This is a genomic window from Pseudomonas sp. IPO3778 (genome assembly GCF_013386825.1).
Lineage (GTDB): Bacteria > Pseudomonadota > Gammaproteobacteria > Pseudomonadales > Pseudomonadaceae > Aquipseudomonas.
In genome coordinates, this window is the sequence record NZ_JACARC010000029.1 from 22344 (window position 1) to 39995 (window position 17652).

Genomic DNA, 17652 nt, shown 5'->3' on the forward strand with positions numbered 1-17652 from the left:
CCTTATAAATGAGTGGAAGCGCCCGCGGCAGCGTAGTTCTGGTAGCTGTTCATCGTTTTTGCAATCTGCGAAATCTTGCTGGCGTAATCCGGGTCGGTTGCATAACCGGCTTTTTGCAACTCGCGTACAAACTGTTCCGGGTTGTCGGCTGACTTCACAACTTCTTTATAGCGATCATTGCTTTGCAGCAACGTCACCAGGTCATGGAAGCTGTCCTGGTAGGAATTGTAGGAACGGAACTGCGCCGTCTCCTTGACCATCGCCCCATCGCGAAACTCGCTGGTGATCGCACGGGCCTGTTCGCCCTGCCAACTCTGGCCGGCCTTGATGCCGAACAGGTTGTGGCTGCTGGTGCCGTCCTCGGCGCGCATCACCGATTTACCCCAACCGGTTTCCAGGGCGGCCTGGGCCACCAGGTAGCGTGGGTCGACGCCAATCCGCGCGGCGGCCTGCTTGGCCATCGGCAACATGGTGGCGACAAACTCATCCTGCGAACTGAAGGCTTTTTTCGCCGGTGCCAACGGTGGCTGGGCCACGGCGCGACCGTAAATCTGCATCTGCCCATGCGGTATCGCGGCAAGGTTGCGGGCGGTGCTGTTGACCACACCGTCATCGGCGGCACTGTTACGCAGCGGCGCAGCCTTGGCGACGGTGGTGGTGGCATCGGTGCCCGGCACAATGCCGGCCAGCAGGCGATCCGTCAGCTTGCTCGGCAACGAGATGCGCCGCTGGTTCATCAGTGCAATGTCGTTGGCGTGGGAGTTAGTGCCTTCAGGCACCGCCACGCGATACGCCCACAAGGGCCGCTGACCGTTGCTGCGGCCCAACGGGCCATCGGCCTTGGTACCGGCGGCAATTTCGGTCGGCACATCCACTTTCTTCGCTGGCGCTGCCGGGCCTTGCAACGTGGCCGCCTGGGCGTCCACCGGTTTGTTCTTCTGCATCTGGCGCATCAGCACGTCCGCCAGGCCGATACCACCGCCCTCGCGGGACAGGGAGACGGCCAATTGCTGATCGTACATTTCCTGGTACTGCTTGGCCGCCGGCGTATTCAGCGGGTTGTCCTTGCCCAGGGCTTCGGTCGCCGAACGCATGGACTTGAGCATCTCACCCAAAAACAGCGACTCGAATTCCTGCGCGACCTTGCGCATGTTGCCTTCGCTGTTCTTGTCGCCGACCTTCAACTGGTTCAGCCGGTTGAGGTCGGAATAAGAACCCGAGTCCGCCGTGCTGCTCAGGCCGCTCTTGCGCATGTCCATGGCCATGGCGTCAGATCACAATCAGGTCGGCTTGCAAGGCGCCGGCCTGTTTCAAAGCTTCGAGGATCGCCATCAAGTCGCCGGGCGCTGCGCCCACCTGGTTCACCGCGCGGACAATTTCGTCCAGGGTGGTGCCAGGGCCGAACTTGAACATCGGCTTGGCTTCCTGCTGGGCATTTACCCGCGAGCGCGGTACCACGGCGGTCTGGCCGTTGGACAACGGGCCAGGCTGGCTGACGATCGGGTCTTCGGTGATGGTCACGGTCAGGCTGCCGTGGGTCACGGCCGCTGGCGAAACCTTCACGTTCTGGCCGATCACGATGGTGCCGGTACGGGAATTGATGATGACCTTGGCCACGGCCTGGCCCGGGTCGACCTCGAGGTTTTCCAGCAACGACAGGTAGTCGACGCGCTGGCTGGGGTCCAGCGGTGCAGTGACGCGCACCGAGCCACCGTCGATGGCCTGGGCCACACCCGGGCCCAGCAGGTCATTGATCTTGTCGACCACGCGCTTGGCGGTGGTGAAGTCCGAACGGTTGAGGTTCAGGGTCAGGCTGTTGCCCTGGTTGAAGCCGCTCGGCACCGTGCGCTCCACCGAGGCACCCCCGGGAATCCGGCCGGCCGAGGGTACGTTGACGGTGATCTTCGAACCGTCGCGGCCTTCGGCATCAAAACCGCCTACCACCAGGTTGCCCTGGGCAATGGCGTAGACGTTGCCGTCGATACCTTTGAGCGGCGTCATCAGCAAGGTACCGCCCCGCAGGCTTTTCGAGTTACCCATGGACGAAACGGTAATGTCGACCACTTGCCCCGGCTTGGCGAAGGGCGGTAAATCCGCGCTGATGGATACCGCCGCGACGTTCTTCAACTGCACGTTACCCGAGCCCGGCGGTACCTTGATGCCGAACTGCGAGAGCATGTTGTTGAAGGTCTGCAGGGTGAACGGGGTCTGGGTGGTCTGGTCGCCGGTGCCGTTAAGCCCCACCACCAGGCCGTAGCCGATCAACTGGTTGGACCGGACGCCGGAAATGCTCGCGATGTCTTTCAAGCGCTCAGCCTGAGCACCTGCGCTCAAGGCCAGCAGCAACATCGCAGCCATCAGCTGTTTGAAGTTCAAAGTGATCACCTAGAAAGGGAACAGCGGGCTAAGGAAGAAACGGTCAAACCAGCCCGGCTGACTGGCGTCAGCAAACGAACCCGTACCCGAGTAGGTGATGCGTGCATCGGCAATCCGTGTCGACGGCACGGTGTTGTCGGTGGAGATATCGTCTGCGCGGACCATGCCCGCAATGCGCACCAGTTCGTCACCGGTGTTGAGGGTCATCCACTTCTCGCCGCGTACGGCGATGATGCCGTTGGGCAGTACGTCGGCCACGGTCACGGTGATCGAACCGGTCAGGCTGTTGCCCTGCCCCGCCGCGCTCTTGCCGTTGGTGGCACGGTCGCCGCTGTAGCCGGCGTTCAGGCTCAGGTCGCCGCTGCCCAGCGGGTTGTTGGTGTTCGGCACACCGCCAAACAACGAGGTCAGGCCGATGCTGGTCTTGCTGTTCTTGTCGATCTGCGAGTTGGCGTTCTTGCTCGCCTGGGTCTTCTCGTTGAGGGTGATGGTGATGATGTCACCGACCCGGAAGGCCTTGCGGTCGCTGTACAGGTTCTGTTCGAAACCGGCCTGGTAGATCGAGCCATTGTTGGCGGCCGCCGGCAACGGCGTACGCGGCAACACCGGCGCATAGTACGGGTCATTGGGCTTTGGCGTCGGGGCGACACAGCCCGCGAGCACAGCAATCCCACTCAATGCCAAAACAGAAACATAGCGATTCATGACCCATACCTCACGGTGTTGCAGGCGCCGTCAATGGCGCCCCATAGACTTGATTACAGATTCTGCGTTACGAACGAAAGCATCTGGTCGGCGGTGGAAATCACCTTGGAGTTCATCTCGTAGGCGCGCTGAGTGGTGATCATGTTGACCATCTCTTCAACGGTGCTGACGTTGGACGTTTCCAGGGTGCTTTGCAGGGTGGTACCAAAACCGTTGAGGCCCGGGGTGCCGATTTGCGGCGCGCCGCTGGAAGCGGTTTCCAGGAACAGGTTGTTACCAATCGCCTGCAGGCCGGCCGGGTTGATGAAGTCGGCGGTTTGCAGGTTGCCGATCACCTGGGACGCCGGGTTGCCGGCAACGGTGATCGACACGGTGCCGTCGTTGCCCACGGTGAAGGTCTGGGCGTTGTTGGGCACCACAATGGCCGGCTCCAGCGCAAAACCGTTGGCGGTCACGACCTGGCCGTTGGAGTCCAGGTGGAACGTACCGTCACGGGTGTAAGTGGTGGTGCCGTCCGGCTGCAGAATCTGGAAGAAACCCTTGCCGTTGACGGCCAGGTCCAAGGGCTGGCCGGTTTGCTGCAGGTTGCCGGCGCTGAAGTTCTTCTGGGTGCCAACAATTGCCACACCCGTACCCAGTTGCAGGCCCGACGGCAATTCGCTGTCCTGGGTCGACTGGGCGCCCGGCTGCTTCTTGATCTGGTAGAGCAAGTCCTGGAACTCGGCGCGGTCACGTTTGAAACCCGTGGTCGACACGTTGGCCAGGTTGTTGGAAATGGTGGTCAGGTTGGTGTCCTGGGCGGACAAACCTGTTTTGGCAACGTATAGAGCCGGAAGCATGTTCTTCTCCTTCGTGCGCCTGTTTTATGGCGCCGCGCTACAAAAATGTGTGTGTGGCTGCTATCAGCTCATCGCCAGGACGCGGGTCATGGCCTGGTCATCTTCTTTGGCGCTGTTCATCATCTTGATGTGCAATTCGAACTGCTTGGACAGGGCCAGGACCGCGGTCATTTCTTCGACGGCATTCACGTTGCTCGCCTGCAGGAAGCCCGACGTCAGCTTGACGTTGGCATCGGCTTGCGCCGGCTGGCCATCCTTGGTGTGGATGGTGCCGTCCAGGCCCTTGGTCATGTTCTTGAGGTCGGGCTGTACCAGCTTGATCCGGTCCACTTCAGCCATTACCCGCGGGCCTTCACCCATGGCGCGGATGCTGATGGTGCCGTCCTGGCCGACTTCGATCTGCTGCTGGGGCGGCACGGCGATCGGGCCACCGTTGCCCATCACCGGCATACCGTTGCCGGCCCGCAACACACCCAGTGCATCGACGTTCATGCTGGCGCTGCGTACGTAGGACTCGCCGCCATCCGGGTTTTGCACGGCCATCCAGCCGTCGCCGCTGACGGCCACGTCGAGGTCACGGCCGGTTTCAATCATGGCGCCAGGGGAAAAGTCCGTGCCTGGGCGCTCGGTCAAGGCAAAGGCCCGCGCCGGAAAGCTGTCACCGAACACCGGCATCGAGCGCGCCTGCTCCAGGTCACGCTGGAAACCATTGGTGGAAACGTTCGCCAAGTTGTTGGCGTGGGCCTTCTGCGCCAGTGCATTCTGGCTGGCGCCGGTCATTGCCACATAAAGGTACTTATCCACGCTCTTTCCTCTTTCTGACGGACGCTTGCCGCCCACCGCTGTACTAATGAGGCTTAAGCAATTTGCGAACCAACTTTTTGAAATTAGGAAAAGTTCAAGCGGGGCGGGGGTTTGCCGGCGGGGAGCAACGTGAGGCAGTCGGGAGAGAGTCGAAAAAACGGCGGACTTATGCCGCTAACGGCAAGCGCAGGTATCAAGACCGACAAACAACAAATGTGGGAGCGGGCTTGCCTGCGATGGCGGTGTATCAGCCACCGCCTGCTTTGCTGACCCGCCGCCATCGCAGGCAAGCCAGCTCCCACAGTTTTAATCGCGTTCGGCCTTGAGGACTTCGTAGTCCCGCAACTTGTTGGCGATGGTGGTGTGAGAAACCCCCAGCCGCTTGCCCAACAGCCGGCTGCTGGGATGTTCGGCATACAACTGTTCCAGCACCGCCTTCTCGAAGCGCCCGACGATCGCCTCCAACCCGCCCTCCAGGGAAAAATCCCCCAGCGGCTGGCGCACGCCATAATCCGGCAGGCGAATGTGCTCGGCCTTGACCGTGCCGCCCTCACACAACGAAACCGCCTGGAACAGCACGTTCTCTAACTGCCGCACATTGCCCGGCCAGTGGTAATGACTGAGCCGGTCCATCGCTCCCGGCGCGAGCTTGGGCAGCGGGCAGCCAATCTGCCGGCTGGCCTGATCGAGAAAGTGCTCCACCAGGGGCGACAAGCCATCAAGGCATTCGCGCAGGGGCGGGATATGCAGCGAAAGCACGTTCAGGCGGTGGTACAGGTCCTGACGAAATTCCCCCCGGGCGCAGAGTTCCGACAGGTCCACCTGAGTCGCGCAGATCACCCGCACATCTAGGTACACCTCTTCATCACTGCCGACCCGGCGAAAGCACCCGTCCTGCAAAAACCTCAGCAACTTCACCTGCAACCGCGCGCTCATTTCTCCGACACCGTCGAGAAACAGCGTACCGCCCGCCGTCAGTTCCAAAAGCCCCAGCTTGCCCTCCGCCCTCGCCCCTTCAAACGCGCCGGGGCCATAACCAAACAGCTCGGTCTCGGCCATGGACTCCGGCAAACCGGCGCAATTGAGCGCCATCAACGGCGACTGCCCGCGCGGGCTGGCCAGGTGGCAGGCACGGGCGAGCAGTTCTTTGCCGGTGCCGGTTTCGCCTTCTATTAATAGAGGCGCATCCAACGGTGCCATGCGCCGGGCTTCACGCACCACGGCGGCCATGACTCTGGAGCTTTGGAAGATGCTGTCGAAGCCGCGCAGTTCTTGCTTGCGCACATTGTAGATACGCTCACCGACCCGGTCGGCGCGGTGCAGGGTCAGCACGGCGCCGGCCATGGCTTCGCTGTCGTCGTGTTCGGAGGATTGCAATGGGGCGATGTCGGCCAGGAACACGTCCCCCTTGACCTTGACCCGCAGGCCGTTGATCCGCGATTTACTGGCCCGCACCAGTTCCGGCAAATCGAAGTCTTCGGCGTAGCGCGACAACGGAATGCCCGGCACCTCGTCCACGCGCACCCCGAGCAACTGCGCCGCCGCGCGGTTGGCGGCAACGATGGAGCCGCCCATGTCGATGGAAAGCACCGGAAACTCCAGGGCGCCCAGCAGGGCGTTCAGCTCCATATGCCGACGTTCGCTGGGCATCAGCCCTACCCGCTTCACGCCAAATACCCCGGCAATCGCTTCGAACTGCGGGCGCAGGGCCTGGAACTGCAGGTTCACCAGGTTCGGGCAATACAGGTAGATGGCGTTGCCGTGCTCGCCGCCAACCTCGCCCTTGGCGACGTTCACGCCGTACTCCACCAGCAGGTTGAGGATGTCCCGCAGGATGCCGATGCGGTTCTGGCAATGCACTTTGATACGCATAAGAGGGCCCGAATGGTGGTCGCCGCTGCGTCTTTTTGCCGCTGGGCGCAGATAATCGTCAAGATTATGTGACAGCTGCAGGACTTTTCACACCGACAATTCGCCGCGTACAGCAGCAAAGCCGAAAATCGTAACGAAAACTTTACGAAGGTTGGTAACTTTTCCTACTGTGCACCCACAACGGTGGATGGATTCTTGCCCCTGGCGGCGTATCAATAGGCTCATCCCAGGACATAACAAGAACGAATGCCTAGCAGGAGAGCAGTATGAAGCAGACGCAGTACGTGGCCCGCGAGCCCGACGCGAACGGTTTTATCGACTACCCGCCCGAAGAACACGCGGTGTGGAACACCTTGATCACGCGCCAATTGAAAGTGATCGAGGGCCGCGCCTGCCAGGAATACCTGGACGGCATCGACAAGCTCGGCCTGCCTCACGACCGCATTCCGCAACTGGCGGAAATCAACAAGGTGCTGGCCGAAACCACCGGCTGGCAAGTGGCTCGGGTACCGGCGCTGATCCCCTTCCAGACTTTTTTCGAATTGCTCGCCAGTAAACAGTTTCCGGTTGCGACGTTTATTCGTACCCGTGAAGAGCTGGATTACCTGCAAGAGCCAGACATTTTTCACGAAATCTTCGGCCACTGCCCACTGCTGACCAACCCCTGGTTCGCGGAATTTACCCACACCTACGGCAAGCTCGGTCTGGCCGCCACCAAGGAACAGCGTGTGTACCTGGCGCGCCTGTACTGGATGACCATCGAGTTCGGCCTGGTGGACACACCCGAAGGCCGGCGCATCTACGGCGGCGGCATTCTGTCATCGCCCAAGGAGACGGTGTACAGCCTCTCGGACGCGCCCGAGCATCAAGCTTTCGACCCGCTGGAAGCGATGCGCACGCCGTATCGCATCGACATCCTGCAACCGCTGTACTTCGCCCTGCCCAACCTCAAGCGCCTGTTCGAAGTGGCGCAGGAAGACATCATGGGCATGGTCGAACGCGGGATGCAGCTGGGCCTGCACGCGCCGAAATTCCCGCCCAAGCCCAAGGCGGCGTGAACCGCGGCTTTTAAGGCCAGGTGAGTCTGTTCCCTGGCCCCGCGTTGCTTTAGGGTGACGCCACTGACGACCGTTTTCCAAACACTCGATTTCAGGAATACCCACATGACCACGTTGAACCAAGCCCACTGCGAAGCCTGCCGCGCCGACGCCCCGCAAGTCAGCGACGAAGAGTTGCCGGTGCTGATCAAGCAGATCCCCGACTGGAACATCGAAGTACGCGACGGTGTGATGCAGCTGGAAAAGGTCTTCCTGTTCAAGAATTTCAAATTTGCCCTGGCCTTCACCAACGCCGTGGGCGTGATCTCTGAAGCGGAAGGCCATCACCCGGGCCTGCTCACCGAATGGGGCAAAGTCACCGTGACCTGGTGGAGCCACTCCATCAAGGGCCTGCACCGCAATGACTTCATCATGGCCGCGCGCACTGACGAAGTGGCCAAGGATGCCGAGGGCCGCAAGTAATGCATTTTGACGCGATTGGCCGGGTGCCCGGGGACCCGATCCTCGGGCTGATGGAGCTGTATGCCCAGGACCCCAACCCGAACAAGTTCGACCTTGGCGTAGGCGTGTACAAGGACGATCAGGGCCTGACGCCGATCCCGCATTCGGTGAAGCTGGCCGAACAGCGCCTGGTGGAGCAACAGACCACCAAGACCTACATCGGCGGCCACGGCAATGCCGCGTTCGGCACGCTGATCAGTGAGCTGGTGCTGGGCGCCGGTTCGCCGCTGCTGAGCGAACGCCGCGCCGGCGCCACCCAGACACCCGGCGGCACCGGTGCCCTGCGCTTGAGCGCCGACTTTATCGCCCACAGCCTCCCGGGCCGTGGCGTCTGGCTGAGCAACCCGACCTGGCCGATCCACGAAACCATCTTCGCCAAGGCCGGCCTCAAGGTCAGCCATTACCCGTATGTGGGCAGCGACAACCGCCTGGATGTGGCGGCGATGCTGGCCACGCTGTCTACGGTGCCAACAGGCGATGTGGTGCTGTTGCACGCCTGCTGCCACAACCCGACCGGCTTTGACTTGTCCCAGGACGACTGGCGCCAGGTACTGAAGATCGTGCGCGAGCGCGAGCTGCTGCCGCTGATCGATTTTGCCTACCAGGGTTTTGGCGACGGCCTGGAACAGGATGCGTGGGCCGTGCGGTTGTTTGCGACCGAGCTGCCTGAAGTGTTGATCACCAGTTCCTGCTCGAAGAACTTTGGCCTGTACAGCGACCGCGTGGGCGCGCTGATTGTGTGCGCGACGAACGCCGAGAAACTGACGGATGTGCGCAGCCAGCTGGCGTTTACTGCGCGTAATTTGTGGTCGACGCCACCGGACCATGGGGCCGCGGTGGTGGCGACCATTCTTGGTGATGCCGGGCTGAAAAAGCAGTGGGCCGAGGAAGTGGAAGCGATGCGGGCGCGGATTGCACAGTTGCGTTCCGGGTTGGTGGAAGCGCTGGCGCCCCATGGCTTGTCGGAACAGTTTGCCCATATTGCGGCGCAACGCGGGATGTTTTCCTATACCGGGCTGAGCGCCTCGCAGGTGCAACGACTGCGGGAGAAGCACAGCGTGTATATGGTCAACTCCGGGCGTGCGAACGTGGCGGGGATTGATGCGACGCGGTTGACGCTGCTCGCGCAAGCGATCGCGGATGTTTCCAATACCTAATTGAAGAAACCGGATCCAAGTGTGGGAGCTGGCTTGCCTGCGATGCAGACAACTCGGTCTGTCTATAAAACCGACTTGATGCTATCGCAGGCAAGCCAGCTCCCACACTTGGACCGAGCCAATCTTTAACCAGCAACCATCTCAGCCTTGAGCTGCGCCTCTTTGGCCTGGGCATCCGCCAACCGATACAGCTCGATATGCCCGTCCCAGTGCTCGATCAACGCCGTGCACGACTCCACCCAATCCCCGCAATTGAGGTAGTCCACCTCGCCCACCTTGCGAATCTCCGCATGGTGAATATGCCCGCACACCACGCCGTGCAATTCGCGCTTGGTCACTTCGTGGGCAATCGCTTCTTCAAAATCACTGATAAAGCTGACGGCCGTCTTGACCTTGTGCTTGAGGTACGCCGACAACGACCAGTAGCCATAGCCATAGCGCGCCCGCCAATGGTTCAGCCAGCGGTTGAGGGTCAGGGTGAATTCATAGGCCGAGTCGCCCAGAAACGCCAGCCAGCGGTGATAGCGGGTGATCACGTCGAATTGGTCACCATGGATCACCAGCAAGTGCCGGCCATCGGCCGTCACGTGCACCGCCTCGTCCACCAGTTGGATATTGCCGAGGATCAGCTTCGAATAGCGGCGCAGAAACTCATCGTGGTTGCCGGTGACATAGATCACCTCGGTGCCGCGCTTGCTCATGGTCAGCAAGCGGCGGATCACGTTGGTGTGGGCCTGGGGCCAATACATGCCGCTGCGCAGTTTCCAGCCGTCGATGATATCGCCCACCAGGTAGACCTTGTCGGCGTGGTAGCCCTTGAGGAAGTGCGAAAGGTGTTCGGCCTGGCAGTCCCGCGTGCCCAGATGCACGTCGGAAATCCACAGGGTACGCACCCGTTGCTTGCGGCTGGGTTTGGCGAGTTCGGCGCTGGTCATGGGCATGCCTCACGGTGTTTTCGCGAGCTTGCGCCCATGGGGTTAATAGCCCATGACAGTGTTGCGTCAGTCTGATGACAGCGCCCAATACGGGCGATGCGATGTAAACTGCGGGCCTGCCCAGGAGACTGCGATGAGACCGAACCTCACGCTACGCCACTACGTCGAAGAGCCCATCGCCCACAGCCACGATCATGCCCAGCTGGTGTTTGGCCTGTCCGGGCATCTGGACTTCGAGGTGGATGGCCGTGGCAGCCAGGTGCAGCACAGCAGCGTGATGGTGCTGCCCTACGCCGCCCACCACGCCTGCATCAGCCGCGATGGCAGCCGCTGCCTGGTGCTGGACGTGCCCGACGAGCACTGGTTGGCGCAGTCCCTGGGGGACCATGCCGACGCCAGCCGCCGCCTGCTCGACCAGTCCGCCCACCTGACCCTCGACAATCGCCAAAGCCAACTGGTGCAGTGGCTGGCCAGCAGCCCGGTGGACGATCCGCTGATCGTCCAGCAAGGCGCCGTATTGCTGCTGGCCAGCCTCAATCTCGCGCAACCGCCGGTGGGCAAGCGCCTGCCGTATGCCGCGTTCAATGCGCATATCCAGCGACACGCGGCGCACCCACTGCAAGTGGCCGACCTGGCGAAGCTCGCCGACCTGTCCGTGGCCCGCCTGCATGCGCGGTTTATCGCGGAATGCGGACAGACACCGATGGACTACATCCGCACCCGGCGCCTGCAGATGGCCCGCAATCTGTTGCGCGACAGCCCGTTGCCCATTGGCGAGATTGCCGCGCGGGTGGGGTATGGTTCGCAAAGTGCGTTTGCGGCGGCGATGTTGCGGGAGTTTGGCGCATCGCCCGGTGCCATTAGACGAGCGCGGTCTACTGTGGGAACTGGCTTGCCTGCTGCGATAGCAGTGGATCAGTTAATAATTGATTGACTGACCCTCCGCTATCGCAGGCAAGCCAGCTCCCACATTTGATCTCCTCTGCTTTTGAAACAAGAGCCCTGCGACAAATCCCGCGAGCCCAACGACAGACGCGACCGCGTACAACCCTCTAGACTGCGATCCTGTAAACCCGTTGTTTAAGGACCGTAATGACTCCCCGCACAGCCCTAGGCGCCCTGCATATCGGCGCATTGATGTTTGGCCTCACTGGCGTGTTCGGCAAGCTGGCGGCCGCCTCGCCGGCGATCATCGTGTTCGGCCGCGCCGCGTTCGCCGTGATTGCCCTGGCGATCTTTGCGCGCTTCGCCAGCAACACCACCTGGCAAAAACTCCAGGCCCGCGACTGGCGCCGCCTGCTGGTCAGCGGCCTGCTGCTGGCCGCGCATTGGGTGAGTTTCTTTATTGCGGTGAAGATCGCGGGCGTGGCCATCGCCACCTTGGGTTTCACCACGTTCCCGGCGTTTACGGTGATTCTCGAGGGTCTGATTTTCCGCGAGCGGATTCGCGCCAATGAAATCCTGCTGGTAGTGCTGGTGAGCATCGGCCTGGTGCTGGTCACGCCGGATTTCAACCTCGCCAGCCAAGCCACCAGCGGCCTGTTGTGGGCCGTGGGTTCCGGTTTGCTGTTCTCGCTGCTGTCGCTGAACAATCGCGCCAGCGGGCGCATCCCGCCGGTGCAGGCTGCCTTGTGCCAGAACGTGGTCGTCGCCCTATGCCTGCTGCCGGTCGCCGCGCCCGGGCTGGCCGAGGTGCGTGGGCTGGACTGGCTGTGGATCGGCCTGCTCGGGGTGTTCTGCACCGGCCTGGCCCACAGCCTGTTTGTCGCCAGCCTCGCTGTGCTCAAGGCCCGCACGGCGGCGGTGGTCTTCGCCATGGAGCCGGTCTACGGCATCACCGTGGCCTGGCTGCTGTTTGCCGAAACCCCGACCCTGCGCATGCTGATGGGCGGCGCGCTGATCATCGTCGCCATCGTGGTGTCCGGGTTGATGGGCAGTGCCAAACCGGGCAAACAAGCCGCAGCCACGGCTGACGCTCACTGAGTACGGTCGTTATGCCCAAGGTCCCGTTGCGGGTCGATCTGGTCGCGCACCCGCTGCTTGAGCACCTTGGCTTCCGGGAAACCACCGTCGGCCTTGCGCTCCCAGATCTGCACGCCATCGCAGGTAATCCGAAACGCGCCGCCGGTGGCCGGCTCCAGTGCCACTTTGCCCAGGTCATCGGCGAACGTGCTCAACAGTTCCTGGGCCAGCCAGGCGGCGCGCAGCAGCCACTGACACTGGGTGCAATAGGTGATGACAATCTCGGGTTTGGCCGCAGACATGAATTGACTGGCTCCTGCTTGGCGGGTTGAAAGGATCGAGTGGCTATAATACCGGCCTTTACCGTCCAGCCTTGAGATTGATGATGCGCCGCCTGCTGTCTTGCCTGTTGCTGTGCCTGTTCCCTGTTCTCGTCCAAGCCGTCGAAAGCCCGCGCCCGAAGATCGGCCTGGTGCTCTCCGGCGGCGCCGCCCGAGGTCTGGCACACATCGGTGTGCTCAAGGCACTGGAAGAACAAGGCATCCACATCGATGCAATCGCCGGTACCAGCATGGGCGCGGTGATTGGCGGCCTGTACGCCTCGGGCTACAAGATCGACGAGCTGGAAAAGCTCGCGCTGAGCATCGACTGGAAACTCGCCCTGTCCGATGCGCCGCCGCGGGAAGACGTACCGTTCCGGCGCAAGCAGGATGACCGGGATTTCCTGGTCAAACAGAAACTCAGCTTTCGCGACGACGGCAGCCTCGGCCTGCCCCTAGGCGTGATCCAGGGCCAGAACCTGGCCTTGCTGCTGGAAAGCATGTTCGCCCACACCAGCAACGTGCGGGATTTCGACAAACTGCCGATCCCCTTCCGCGCCGTGGCCACCGACATCACCAGCGGCGAAAAGGTGGTGTTCCGAAAAGGCCACTTGCCCCAGGTGATCCGCGCCAGCATGTCGATCCCAGCGGTGTTTGCCCCGGTGGAACTGGATGGCCGACTGCTGGTGGACGGCGGCATGACCGATAACATCCCGCTGGATGTGGCACGGGAAATGGGGGTCGACATTGCCATCGTCGTCGACATCGGCACCCCGCTGCGCTCACGCAAGCAACTCAATACCGTGGTGGACGTGCTCAACCAGTCCATCACCCTGATGACCCGGCGCAATTCCGAAGAACAACTCAAGGCCCTGGCCCCACGGGACGTGCTGATCCAGCCGCCGCTGGCCGCCTACGGGGTAACGGATTTCGGTCGCGCCAAGGACATGATCGACGCCGGCTACCGCGCCACCCGCGCCCTCGACGTGCGCCTGGCGCACCTGCGCCCGGCGGAACCGGCAGACCCGTCGCTGATGGCCGCACGCACATCCGGCGAGCGCAATCCGGTGATCACCGCGATCAAGGTAGAGAACGACTCCAAGGTGGGCGACGAGGTGATCCGCTACTACATCCGCCAGAACCTCGGCGAGCCTCTGGACCTGGCCCGGCTGCAAACCGACATGGGCACCCTGTACGGTCTGGATTACTTCGAGCAGGTGCAATACCGCGTGGTGAAAAAGGGCAAGGAGAACACCCTGGTCATCAGTGCCCGGGGCAAACGCAGCGGCACCGATTACCTGCGCCTGGGCCTCAACCTGTCGGATGACATGCGTGGCGACAGCGCCTTCAACCTCGGCGCCAGCTACCGCATGAACGGCATCAACCGCCTCGGCGCCGAATGGCTGACGCGGGTGCAGATCGGCGACCAGCAAGAGCTGTACAGCGAGTTCTATCAGCCGATGGACACCGGTTCGCGCTATTTCGTCGCGCCCTATATCAGTGCCCAGGCGCAGAACGTTGAACTGATAGAAGACAACAACCCGATCTCCGAGTACCGCCTGGAGCGCTATGGCTTCGGGCTTAACGTGGGCCGGCAGATCGGCAACAGCGGCGAGATCCGTTTCGGCGTGGGCGAGGCCTGGGGCAAGGCGGATGTGCGCATTGGTGACCGGGATTCGCCGAGCATCAACTTCAGCGAAGGCTTTTATGAGCTGAAGTACTCCTTTGACTCGTTCGACAACGTGTACTTCCCCCACACCGGCGAAGACATCGGCCTGGCCTTCCGTGAGTTCGAACCCGGGCTGGGCTCTGACCAGCGCTATCGCCAGTGGGAGTTCAAGCTGGACAAGGCCATGAGCCGCGGGCCGGACACACTGATTCTCGGCGGGCGATATGGGCGCACCCTGGATGATTCGGACGTGGTGATTTCCAGCTTCCTGCTGGGGGGCGCGCGGCAGTTGTCGGGCTTCCGCCAGGATGCGATTGCCGGGCAGAACATCAGCCTGATGCGTGCGGTTTACTATCGCCGGCTGACGCCGCGGTCTTATCTGCCGCTGGATTTCCCGTTGTACGCGGGCGCCTCGCTGGAACGTGGGCGGGCGTGGAACAACGACAATGAATACGACAGCGGGTATATCAACGCGGCCAGTATTTTCCTGGGGTTTGATACACCGTTGGGACCGTTGAATTTCAGTTACGGGTTTAACGATGACAATCAGCAGGCGGTGTACCTGAACCTGGGGCAAACCTTCTAACTACGCCGCAAAACCCATGTGGGAGCGGGCTTGCCCGCGAAGGCGGTGTGTCAGTTAGCACATGTATTCACTGACACTCCGCCTTCGCGAGCAAGCCCGCTCCCACATTTTTGATCTTCTGTGTACTTGGGATCAGGACTTCTCGAGGTTCCCGAGGATGTGCTCATGAACCCGCATGCACACCCGCAGATCCTCTTCATCGACGCCCACAAACAGCTCATGGCGCAAGGCCGTGGCGATGGTTTCGATCTGTTCGATCAATGGCTTCGCGGTGTCACACAGCACGATGCGCTTGGCGCGGCGATCTTCTACCACGGCCTGGCGTTGCACCAGGCCCTGGCTTTCCAGGCTGTCGAGCAAACGCGCCAAGGTGGGGCCTTCTACCCCGACGCTCTGCGCCAGCTCGCGCTGGGTAGGCGGCTCGGTAAAGCGGGCCAGGTGCAGCAGCACCAGCCAGCGGGCCTGGGACAAACCCAACCCTGCCAGGCGACGATCCAGTTCGGCACGCCAACCTCGGGACATCTGCGCCAACTGCATGCCAAAACGGTGTTGATCGGTTAACGGCATAAAAAACTCATGGATTAGACTGAAAATAAAGTGTGGCTAATTATTAGTCAGCTAAGCATGACCCATGCCAGTAGGCAATACCCGGAATGTACTGATTCGTTACATTGTCGTAATTGGCACATCAAATCTCGAATTCCGACTGCAAAGCCGCCCTCACGCAGTACAAAACGCCCTCGGGAACCCGGCCGGTAAACAGCGGTGAAATCTCGGAAACAGGTGGCAATTCGCCTTCTCCGTCGAGGAAGGCATCCTGGATTTCGCCGAGCAAATCTTCCGGCAAATCAAGGGCCTGCTCCAACGACAACTGCTGCTTGCCGATGGACTCGGCGAGCAAGGTGTAGACGTTCTTTTCCGAGCATTGCAGCTGCCCGGCGATCTGGATCGGGGTCATGCCGGCACGGGCGAGGCTGATCAGCTCGTGGCGGATATCGGCGACCTCTTTCGGCGCCTCGACCTGGCCGCCGAGCACTTCGAGGAAGGCCTGGCCATAACGCTCCAGCTTGCGTGCACCCACACCGCTGACCCTGGCCATTTCGCCGAGGGTGGTGGGATGTTCGCGGAGCATTTCCAGCAAGGTGGAGTCGGGGAAGATGACGTAAGGCGGCACGCTGTGTTCCTGCGCGAGCTTTTTACGCAGGGCACGCAAGGCTTCCCATTGTTCGCGCTCTTCGAAGCGCACCAGTTGGCTGGCCTGGCTGGTGCTGGTTTTGGCGGTGGTTTGCGGCTTGAGGTCGCGGCGCAGCTCCAGGCTGACTTCGCCCTTGAGCAGCGGCCGGCAACTGTCGTTCAGGCGCAGGCCGCCGTAGCCTTCCAGGTCGATGTCCACCAGGCCACGGGCGACCATCTGCCGGAACAGCGAGCGCCACTCGCCTTCGGCGCGGTCCTTGCCCACCCCGTAGACCGAGAGCTTTTGGTGGCCGAAGCTGCGAATCTTTTCGTTGTCCTTGCCCAGCAACACGTCCACCAGGTGGCCCACGCCATAGCGCTGGCCGGTGCGGTAGATCGCCGACAAGGCCTGGCGCGCCGGCTCGGTGGCGTCCCAGGTCTGCACGCCGTCTACGCAGTTGTCGCAGTGGCCGCAGGGCTCGGGCATGTCTTCATCGAAGTAGGCGAGCAGGGTCTGGCGACGGCAGCGGGTTTCTTCGCACAGCGACAACATGGCGTCGAGCTTGTGCTGTTCCAGGCGCTTGTGGCGCTCGTCGCCTTCGGAGTTCTGCAGCATCTGCTTGAGCATCACCACGTCTTGCAAGCCGTAGACCATCCAGGCATCCGCCGGCAGGCCGTCACGGCCGGCACGTCCGGTTTCCTGGTAGTAGGCCTCGAGGGATTTGGGCAAGTCCATGTGGGCCACGAAGCGCACGTTGGATTTGTCGATGCCCATGCCGAACGCGATGGTGGCGACCATGATCAGGCCTTCCTCGTTGAGGAAACGCTTCTGGTGGTACGCCCGCAGCTCATTGGGCAGGCCGGCGTGATACGGCAGTGCCGGGTAGCCTTGCTCACTGAGGAAAGCGGCGACTTCGTCGACCTTTTTGCGCGACAGGCAATAGACGATGCCGGCGTCGCTGCGCCGATCGGAGAGGAATGCCAGCAACTGCTTGCGCGGCTGTTCCTTGGGCACGATGCGGTAAAAAATGTTCGGGCGGTCGAAACTCGACAGGAAACGCTCAGCGTTTTGCAGGTGCAGGCGCTCGACGATTTCTTCGCGGGTGCGTTTGTCGGCGGTGGCGGTCAGGGCGATGCGCGGGACGTTGGGGAACAGCTCCGCCAACTGGCCGAGCTGCAGGTATTCACGACGGAAATCGTGGCCCCATTGGGACACACAGTGGGCTTCGTCGATGGCGAACAGGGAGATTTCCAGGCTCTGCAGGAACGCCAGCATGCGCGGCTGCACCAGGCGCTCGGGCGCGAGATAAAGCATTTTTACTTCGCCACGCTTGATCCGTGCGGCAAGGTCGCGCTGCTGTTCAGCGCTGAGGGTGGAGTTCAATGCCGCGGCGGCCACGCCGAGTTCTTCGAGGGTGGCCACCTGATCGTCCATCAAGGCGATCAACGGCGACACCACCACCGCCAGCCCTTCACGCAGCAGTGCCGGCACCTGGAAACACAGCGACTTGCCACCGCCGGTCGGCATCAGCACCAGGGCATCACCGCCATTGGCCACGCGCTCAATGATCGCACCCTGGCGGCCACGAAAACTGTCGTAGCCGAAGATGTCCTTGAGGACGCGTTGAGCCTGCTCGAGCATGAAAAACTCCAAATATCGCCGAAATCCCACTGTACAGGCTGGTCGAAAAAGCC

At 61.9% G+C, this 17652-nt stretch carries 16 protein-coding genes; 6 read left to right on the top strand and 10 right to left on the bottom strand.

What is annotated here, in order from left to right; all coding sequences use genetic code 11:
• Positions 1-2 precede the first annotated feature (2 nt).
• From flgJ to HX855_RS13455, 6 genes are all read right to left on the bottom strand, one after another.
• Positions 3-1265 carry a flagellar assembly peptidoglycan hydrolase FlgJ gene (gene flgJ / locus HX855_RS13430; protein WP_177083925.1) on the bottom strand — a complete coding sequence of 421 codons (1263 nt, stop codon included), beginning with the start codon at positions 1263-1265 and terminating at the stop codon, positions 3-5.
• 4 nt (positions 1266-1269) lie between these two features.
• On the bottom strand, positions 1270-2358 hold the full coding sequence (locus tag HX855_RS13435; protein ID WP_177083959.1) for a flagellar basal body P-ring protein FlgI: 1089 nt from the start codon (positions 2356-2358) through the stop codon (positions 1270-1272).
• Between the two features lie 27 nt (positions 2359-2385).
• Positions 2386-3081: a flagellar basal body L-ring protein FlgH gene (gene flgH, locus HX855_RS13440; protein ID WP_177083923.1), complete on the bottom strand. Its 696-nt coding sequence runs from the start codon at positions 3079-3081 to the stop codon at positions 2386-2388.
• 53 nt (positions 3082-3134) lie between these two features.
• The gene (flgG, locus tag HX855_RS13445; RefSeq protein WP_003214609.1) at positions 3135-3920 is read right to left on the bottom strand and encodes a flagellar basal-body rod protein FlgG; all 786 of its coding nucleotides are present in this window, start codon (positions 3918-3920) and stop codon (positions 3135-3137) included.
• A 63-nt stretch (positions 3921-3983) separates the two neighbouring features.
• Positions 3984-4724: a flagellar basal body rod protein FlgF gene (locus tag HX855_RS13450; RefSeq protein WP_177083921.1), complete on the bottom strand. Its 741-nt coding sequence runs from the start codon at positions 4722-4724 to the stop codon at positions 3984-3986.
• Positions 4725-5030: 306 nt separating this feature from the next.
• A complete protein-coding gene (locus HX855_RS13455) occupies positions 5031-6596 on the bottom strand; it encodes a sigma-54-dependent transcriptional regulator (RefSeq protein ID WP_177083919.1) in 1566 nt (521 codons plus the stop codon).
• Positions 6597-6862: 266 nt separating this feature from the next.
• Between HX855_RS13455 and phhA the strand changes: the two genes are divergently transcribed.
• From phhA to HX855_RS13470, 3 genes are all read left to right on the top strand, one after another.
• Positions 6863-7654, top strand: coding sequence for a phenylalanine 4-monooxygenase (gene phhA, locus HX855_RS13460; RefSeq protein ID WP_177083917.1), 792 nt, complete (start codon positions 6863-6865; stop codon positions 7652-7654).
• A gap of 105 nt (positions 7655-7759) precedes the next feature.
• A complete protein-coding gene (locus HX855_RS13465) occupies positions 7760-8116 on the top strand; it encodes a 4a-hydroxytetrahydrobiopterin dehydratase (protein ID WP_003214616.1) in 357 nt (118 codons plus the stop codon).
• Entirely contained in the window at positions 8116-9312 is a 1197-nt protein-coding gene (locus HX855_RS13470) for an amino acid aminotransferase (protein ID WP_177083915.1), read from the top strand. The genes HX855_RS13465 and HX855_RS13470 overlap by 1 nt, the downstream gene beginning before the upstream one ends.
• A gap of 125 nt (positions 9313-9437) precedes the next feature.
• Here HX855_RS13470 and HX855_RS13475 read toward each other — a convergent pair whose 3' ends face one another.
• Positions 9438-10247 carry a UDP-2,3-diacylglucosamine diphosphatase gene (locus HX855_RS13475; RefSeq protein WP_003214618.1) on the bottom strand — a complete coding sequence of 270 codons (810 nt, stop codon included), beginning with the start codon at positions 10245-10247 and terminating at the stop codon, positions 9438-9440.
• A 133-nt stretch (positions 10248-10380) separates the two neighbouring features.
• Here HX855_RS13475 and HX855_RS13480 point away from each other — a divergent pair, with 133 nt between their 5' ends.
• On the top strand, positions 10381-11181 hold the full coding sequence (locus HX855_RS13480; RefSeq protein WP_177083913.1) for an AraC family transcriptional regulator: 801 nt from the start codon (positions 10381-10383) through the stop codon (positions 11179-11181).
• 158 nt (positions 11182-11339) lie between these two features.
• On the top strand, positions 11340-12230 hold the full coding sequence (locus HX855_RS13485) for a DMT family transporter (RefSeq protein WP_177083911.1): 891 nt from the start codon (positions 11340-11342) through the stop codon (positions 12228-12230).
• On the opposite strand, the gene HX855_RS13490 is transcribed toward HX855_RS13485, so the two are convergent.
• Positions 12224-12511: a SelT/SelW/SelH family protein gene (locus HX855_RS13490; protein ID WP_003214624.1), complete on the bottom strand. Its 288-nt coding sequence runs from the start codon at positions 12509-12511 to the stop codon at positions 12224-12226. The genes HX855_RS13485 and HX855_RS13490 overlap by 7 nt on opposite strands.
• Before the next feature lie 83 nt (positions 12512-12594).
• Here HX855_RS13490 and HX855_RS13495 point away from each other — a divergent pair, with 83 nt between their 5' ends.
• Complete coding sequence (locus tag HX855_RS13495) at positions 12595-14784, top strand: patatin-like phospholipase family protein (protein ID WP_177083909.1); 2190 nt, start codon at positions 12595-12597, stop codon at positions 14782-14784.
• Positions 14785-14916: 132 nt separating this feature from the next.
• Here HX855_RS13495 and HX855_RS13500 read toward each other — a convergent pair whose 3' ends face one another.
• The gene (locus HX855_RS13500; RefSeq protein WP_017477432.1) at positions 14917-15351 is read right to left on the bottom strand and encodes a MarR family transcriptional regulator; all 435 of its coding nucleotides are present in this window, start codon (positions 15349-15351) and stop codon (positions 14917-14919) included.
• 121 nt (positions 15352-15472) lie between these two features.
• Positions 15473-17599: a DNA helicase RecQ gene (gene recQ, locus HX855_RS13505; RefSeq protein ID WP_177083907.1), complete on the bottom strand. Its 2127-nt coding sequence runs from the start codon at positions 17597-17599 to the stop codon at positions 15473-15475.
• Between the last annotated feature and the right edge of the window lie 53 nt (positions 17600-17652).

Coding starts and splice junctions, on each gene's coding strand:
- flgJ (WP_177083925.1), bottom strand. CDS start 1,265: ATGGCCATGGACATGCGCAAGAGCGGCCTGAGCAGCACGGCGGACTCG.
- HX855_RS13435 (WP_177083959.1), bottom strand. CDS start 2,358: ATGGCTGCGATGTTGCTGCTGGCCTTGAGCGCAGGTGCTCAGGCTGAG.
- flgH (WP_177083923.1), bottom strand. CDS start 3,081: ATGAATCGCTATGTTTCTGTTTTGGCATTGAGTGGGATTGCTGTGCTC.
- flgG (WP_003214609.1), bottom strand. CDS start 3,920: ATGCTTCCGGCTCTATACGTTGCCAAAACAGGTTTGTCCGCCCAGGAC.
- HX855_RS13455 (WP_177083919.1), bottom strand. CDS start 6,596: ATGCGTATCAAAGTGCATTGCCAGAACCGCATCGGCATCCTGCGGGAC.
- phhA (WP_177083917.1), top strand. CDS start 6,863: ATGAAGCAGACGCAGTACGTGGCCCGCGAGCCCGACGCGAACGGTTTT.
- HX855_RS13465 (WP_003214616.1), top strand. CDS start 7,760: ATGACCACGTTGAACCAAGCCCACTGCGAAGCCTGCCGCGCCGACGCC.
- HX855_RS13470 (WP_177083915.1), top strand. CDS start 8,116: ATGCATTTTGACGCGATTGGCCGGGTGCCCGGGGACCCGATCCTCGGG.
- HX855_RS13475 (WP_003214618.1), bottom strand. CDS start 10,247: ATGACCAGCGCCGAACTCGCCAAACCCAGCCGCAAGCAACGGGTGCGT.
- HX855_RS13480 (WP_177083913.1), top strand. CDS start 10,381: ATGAGACCGAACCTCACGCTACGCCACTACGTCGAAGAGCCCATCGCC.
- HX855_RS13485 (WP_177083911.1), top strand. CDS start 11,340: ATGACTCCCCGCACAGCCCTAGGCGCCCTGCATATCGGCGCATTGATG.
- HX855_RS13490 (WP_003214624.1), bottom strand. CDS start 12,511: ATGTCTGCGGCCAAACCCGAGATTGTCATCACCTATTGCACCCAGTGT.
- HX855_RS13495 (WP_177083909.1), top strand. CDS start 12,595: ATGCGCCGCCTGCTGTCTTGCCTGTTGCTGTGCCTGTTCCCTGTTCTC.
- HX855_RS13500 (WP_017477432.1), bottom strand. CDS start 15,351: ATGCCGTTAACCGATCAACACCGTTTTGGCATGCAGTTGGCGCAGATG.
- recQ (WP_177083907.1), bottom strand. CDS start 17,599: ATGCTCGAGCAGGCTCAACGCGTCCTCAAGGACATCTTCGGCTACGAC.